The 4,935-nt window shown below is 41.4% G+C and carries 5 protein-coding genes and 1 pseudogene; 1 reads left to right on the top strand and 5 read right to left on the bottom strand.

All coding sequences use genetic code 11. The features are described from left to right. Window positions 1–1,357: helicase C-terminal domain-containing protein (locus HMPREF1640_RS11510; RefSeq protein ID WP_036894982.1), on the top strand; the 1,357-nt coding region annotated here is incomplete at its 5' end. Window positions 1,358–1,410: 53 nt separating this feature from the next. On the opposite strand, the gene HMPREF1640_RS11505 is transcribed toward HMPREF1640_RS11510, so the two are convergent. The 5 genes and pseudogenes from HMPREF1640_RS11505 to HMPREF1640_RS11485 all read right to left on the bottom strand — a co-directional run. Continuing rightward, a complete protein-coding gene (locus tag HMPREF1640_RS11505) occupies window positions 1,411–2,037 on the bottom strand; it encodes a PP2C family serine/threonine-protein phosphatase (protein ID WP_036857274.1) in 627 nt (208 codons plus the stop codon). Further along, window positions 2,034–2,873, bottom strand: coding sequence for a nucleotidyl transferase AbiEii/AbiGii toxin family protein (locus tag HMPREF1640_RS11500; RefSeq protein WP_036857275.1), 840 nt, complete (start codon window positions 2,871–2,873; stop codon window positions 2,034–2,036). Before HMPREF1640_RS11500 ends, HMPREF1640_RS11505 begins: the two co-directional genes overlap by 4 nt. Then, window positions 2,851–3,855 (bottom strand): type IV toxin-antitoxin system AbiEi family antitoxin, encoded by a 1,005-nt coding sequence (locus tag HMPREF1640_RS11495; RefSeq protein ID WP_024992802.1) that lies wholly within the window; start codon window positions 3,853–3,855, stop codon window positions 2,851–2,853. The genes HMPREF1640_RS11500 and HMPREF1640_RS11495 overlap by 23 nt, the downstream gene beginning before the upstream one ends. A 166-nt stretch (window positions 3,856–4,021) precedes the next feature. Next, window positions 4,022–4,330 (bottom strand): helix-turn-helix domain-containing protein, encoded by a 309-nt coding sequence (locus HMPREF1640_RS11490; protein WP_036894979.1) that lies wholly within the window; start codon window positions 4,328–4,330, stop codon window positions 4,022–4,024. After that, window positions 4,318–4,935 (bottom strand): annotated as a pseudogene (locus tag HMPREF1640_RS11485) (bifunctional DNA primase/helicase); the annotation flags it as partial. The pseudogene HMPREF1640_RS11485 and the gene HMPREF1640_RS11490, both read right to left, overlap by 13 nt.

The raw sequence follows: 4,935 nt of genomic DNA, 5'->3' as shown, positions 1-4,935 counted from the left end.
ACAGTTCGTTTTCTCTGATTTAGGTACTTATAAGCCCGGTGGAGACTTCAATATCTATTCGGAGGTGAAGCGTAAATTGGTAGAAGATTATCATATCCCGTCTTACGAGATACGCTTCATTCAGGAGTGCAAGAACGAGAAAGCCAAGAAAGCGATGGTAGAAGCAATGAATCGTGGAGACATCCGTATCATTTTCGGTTCTACTTCTATGCTTGGAACGGGTGTCAACGCCCAGCAGCGTGCGGTGGCGGTGCATCAACTTGACACACCATGGCGACCCTCAGATTTAGAACAGCGCAATGGTCGGGCAATTCGTAAAGGTAATATGGTTGCCAAAGAATTTGCGGACAACAAGGTCGATGTGATTATCTATGCCGTGGAGCGGTCACTTGACAGCTACAAGTTCAACCTTCTGCATAACAAGCAACTCTTTATCAATCAGTTGAAGACCAATACGCTCGGTAGTCGTACCATTGACGAGGGATCGATGGACGAGGATAGCGGTATGAACTTTTCAGAGTATGTTGCTGTGCTATCCGGTAATACAGACTTGTTAGAGAAAGCCAAACTCGACAAGAAGATTGCCACGTTGGAATCCGAGCGTAAGAACTTCCTCCGTGAGCGTGATGCCGCAAACGGCAAGTTGGCAGAGATTGACAGTTCCGTGTCTTTCCATTCAGACAAGATCAAGGAAGCCAAGGCAGACTTGGAGTGCTTTGAGAAGCGTGTGGAGCGTGACAAAGAAGGTAATCCTATCAATAAACTTATCATTAAAGGTGTGGAGGACAGTACGGACATCAAGGTCATTGCCGCACGCCTGCAAGAAATTAACGACAAGGCACGCACCAAAGGCGAGTACAATAAAATCGGTGAGATTTATGGTTTTTCAATCATGGTGAAGACGGAGAGTACCTCAAAAGATTTGTTTGACTGCTCCCTGAACCGTTTCTTTGTCAAAGGACAGGAAAGCATTTACTATACCTATAATAACGGTAAGTTGGCAACAGACCCGAAACTTGCGTGTGAGAATTTCTTGGGTGCGCTGGGGCGTATCCCCAAGGTGATAGAATCGCATGAGAAGGAGAAAGAAAAGGTTGCAGCCAACAAAGACGTTTACACCAACATTGCCAACAGTTCTTGGAAGAAAGAGGACGAGCTTCGCTCGCTCAAAGGGCAGTCGGCAGAGTTGGACAGAAGGATTGCCTTGACGATTACGGATAACAAAGAGGATAAGGAGGAGGAAAGGGACATATCCAATAATGAAAATTCCACGACAATGAAGAGTAGTACCACTCAGACACAAGAAAAGGAAGAAGACAATCACTATCAAAGCATCCGCCCTAAATGGAGACTTTAAGTGTAAGTATAAGCAATTAGACTTGACAATCTTTATTGCCAAGTCTAATTGCTTTACCTAATATCCACCTTTATTATGGAGCAATCATCTTTTCTATGTTGCAAGGGTGGCAATTCCTTCTTTTGCAGATAAGCATTTATATGATGGCATTTATAAAAGCCATCGCTGCAAAGAAGAAAGCCGTCGCCAATTTTCACGGGTATATTTTGCACTTCTATCGGATTCCTAAATCCTTTACCGTTAATACAGACTGTAAGATAATACTCATCCTCTATGCACACGACATCATCCGTCGTAAGTTGCGTAATTGTTCCATCAATGCTTTTATGATATAATCGGACATCACCCAATGAGGTGTAATATAGTTGCATATTAGTGATGTACATAAGAGTAAGTGCAGCTCCCATCTTGGATTTCTTTTGGTAGCATAATTCACCCAGAACATTATCGGCATACTCAAGGCTTCGTCTAATCAAGTTAAGCGGATTGGACACTTCATTGTTCACAAAATAATAGCGTACAGCCTCACAAACTGTTTTGGCAGCTTGTTCGGGAAAGGACAATCCTCCCATGCCATCGGCAAGTACCACTAATGTTCCACCAGCTAATTCTTCATATAGGACAAAGTCGCCATTCTTTTCGCCAACAGCGATACTTTGAAACTCAATCTGTATATTCATCGAAGATTCTTATTAAACACCTCTATCATTTTTTTGAAAGCTTGAAGAATTTGCTCATATTGAAAAGCAGAGTTACTGTCAAGCACTTGTTGAAGGAGTCGGCTATCCTCCTCTTTTTCTATTTCCCCCTGTAAGCATTGCCCATAATAGGCTAAATGCTCTATGGATAAAAAGCTGACAATATCATTGGCAAGCCAATATGCACCAACAACAAACTCGTCAAAGTCCTCCCAATCATATACTTCTTGATAAACATTCCGGTTTAAGTTGGCAAAGAAATAGTTATCTATGATAAAGCCCATGTCATCCGCATCTTTGCTTGTTTGGATATTGCGATCCAGCCAAGCATTGAGTTTGAGGATGAAGAGTCCATGTAGCGATGCTATCTTGATGTCGAATTTATTATCAATGCTTACGGTTATGGCATCTTTCAGCACTTCCTCAAAACCTTTAACCGACATGGCAATGTCTTCTTCCGGTGGCCAGTAAATGTAGCCATCTTCCTTTGTAACTTCACCGTATGGTACAACGTCCATTTCGTAAGCCCCATAATAAAACCGCTGATACATTTTCTCTTCTTTTGTAAATCCATGCGATAAAAGTGTCTGCGTAATATCGTCAAAGGCTTTCCAGTTAGGAATGGCAATAGCGAGATCCAAGTCTCTTGTCTTTCGACCAGAACTTATTCCTACTAACTGTCGAATCAATATATCCCGGGCTGTTGCACCTATGACAAAGAAGTCTTGTCCAACTTCTTTGAAACATTCATTGACTACGCTTAGCAATTCTATCAAAAGAGGATTGCCTATTTTATCACTTGAAATCTGGAAGTTCATCGTTCAATAATTTGTTTGCAGCTTCTATGGAACGGCTGTTTCCATCACCTAACAGGTCCGCATAAATAAGGATTACGGGCATCTTGCCGGCTTTCCAGAATTTTTGATACATTTCTATTTCTCCCTCAATGGTATGCACGGCACCAGTTTTCATCAGGTTGCCGAAAGCTAAATCTGTGTAAATCTCAAATTTCTGTGGTGTTAAATACCCATCAATTTGATAAGCTGCACATTCTCCGCCCCAGTACATCCCCTCAGGCAAGGTTATCTTATCCCATTGCTCTTTGCTCTTTACGTCTCTGAACCCCAAACGCTTAATCAGCAATTTAGGCTTAAGTACTTGATGGTAATTCTCCACCCACAAGTCAAGCAATCGACGCTTATCCCTTAAAGTGCGTTTTTTCTTGGTTGTGAGAACAAATTTACGCACCTCTAATTCATCAAGTACATTTTTTACGGTACCCAAAGAAACCGCACATTGTTCCTTAATTTCTCGAAAAGTCTTACTTATGTTATTATCATCTTGTAGCAAAAAGAAAATGACCTTTAGTCCTGCCTCTTGAAATATAGGATAACTCTTGTTAAGCGTTGTAGGTGCTTTTTCGCCTGTATGAGAGAGTTGAAATATGATACCCTTGTCTTTTGTATGCCGAATTTGATAGTTTCCTGCGGTATCGGCAAAGTTGATGCCAGCCGTTCTCAAAGTTTCATAGACCATGGGTTGCACATATCGTGCTACTACCAAAAAAGGGATTGCCTGCAAATCAGGACAGTTTTTTATGGTATCTTTGATACGAGTTACATTAACACCGTTCACCTCGTTTTCAATTAAGCAAAGAAAATTTATCCCCAAGATTTTTATTTGTCCCTTAATCATAGGGTTTTCTTGTGGAATAAAATCGTATGTAATGCTTTCGTTACTTTCTAACCATTGTAACTTCATAGCATTTACTGCTTGTTCAATAATAAGTAATTCACTCATATTTGTTCATTATTCAAAACCTGTTCAATTCTATTGAACAATGCAAAGATAATGAACAAATATGATAGTTCCAAATTTTCTGTTCAATAAATCATGATCGTTCAATAATAATGAACAATAAAAAACATTGAACAGCAAATACCGAGTGAAAACATACGATAAGGTCTTACCAATTATCCCGTTTGCGCAACATCTCGTCTATCTCTTCACGCAGGAAAAGAAGCCGTCCATTGGCTTTAAGATAAGGGATTTTTCCTGCCCAAACCCAGTTATAGATGGTCTTCTGCTCCACTTTGAGTATCTTGGAAACGTCGATGATGTCCAAGTATTCGGGTTTCAATGGAGGGTGGATGGTCGTATCGACAGATTGCTCTTGCAAAACCAGCAGATGGTCAAGTTTACTCTCAACAGTCATCAGCTTGTCAAACAAGCGTTTCTGCCATGTTTCTTCGGTTCTTTGGTCTATGTATGACATAATTCTCCTTTTTGATAGTTACCACTTGTGTCTTGCGACAAAATACGCTGCTCCTTCATATAGGCAATGTACTTCTTTGCCGTTCGGTCCTTGATTTCCATTTCTCGCATCAACACGTCGCATAACTCTTGATATGATAACTTTAGTTTGGCACGGAATGCAGACTTTACAACAGCCAACAGCTCATCGGTCTTGCGTCTCTCTTTATCCTCCTTCGACTTTTCCCCACGATAAATGTGCATATCGGCTTTCTTATCCCAGCCAAAGAGCATCATCGGCACATCTAGAGGACTGCCGTCACGCACTTTCAGAGCCTTGACGACTGAGTATTCAGGATTGTCATCCTTCTCAATGGAGAGAATGCCGGCTGCCTTACGTTGCAGCTCCGAGCCTATATGTCCTCTGAGTTTAATGCCGTTAGGTACAAAATGTAGGACACAAATAATGCAAGTATTATAAATCCCTGCCAATCGATAGAGTTCGTCTACGATGGCTATACTCTCCGTCTCGTCGTTGGCGGAGCGTATCAGGTCTGCTATACCGTCAATGACCACAAGGTGTATTCCCCCGTGCTTGTGATGGAATAAGTCCATACTTTCACGAAT

This window comes from Prevotella sp. S7-1-8 (genome assembly GCF_000758925.1).
In the GTDB taxonomy this organism is placed as follows: Bacteria; Bacteroidota; Bacteroidia; order Bacteroidales; family Bacteroidaceae; genus Prevotella.
Note: the sequence above shows the minus strand (reverse complement) of the source record. Positions and strands in the feature narration are given on the sequence as shown.

Excerpts from the sequence above, each read along its gene's own strand:
- HMPREF1640_RS11500 (WP_036857275.1), bottom strand. The coding sequence starts at position 2,873 with ATGAACTTCCAGATTTCAAGTGATAAAATAGGCAATCCTCTTTTGATA.
- HMPREF1640_RS11490 (WP_036894979.1), bottom strand. The coding sequence starts at position 4,330 with ATGTCATACATAGACCAAAGAACCGAAGAAACATGGCAGAAACGCTTG.
- HMPREF1640_RS11505 (WP_036857274.1), bottom strand. The coding sequence starts at position 2,037 with ATGAATATACAGATTGAGTTTCAAAGTATCGCTGTTGGCGAAAAGAAT.
- HMPREF1640_RS11495 (WP_024992802.1), bottom strand. The coding sequence starts at position 3,855 with ATGAGTGAATTACTTATTATTGAACAAGCAGTAAATGCTATGAAGTTA.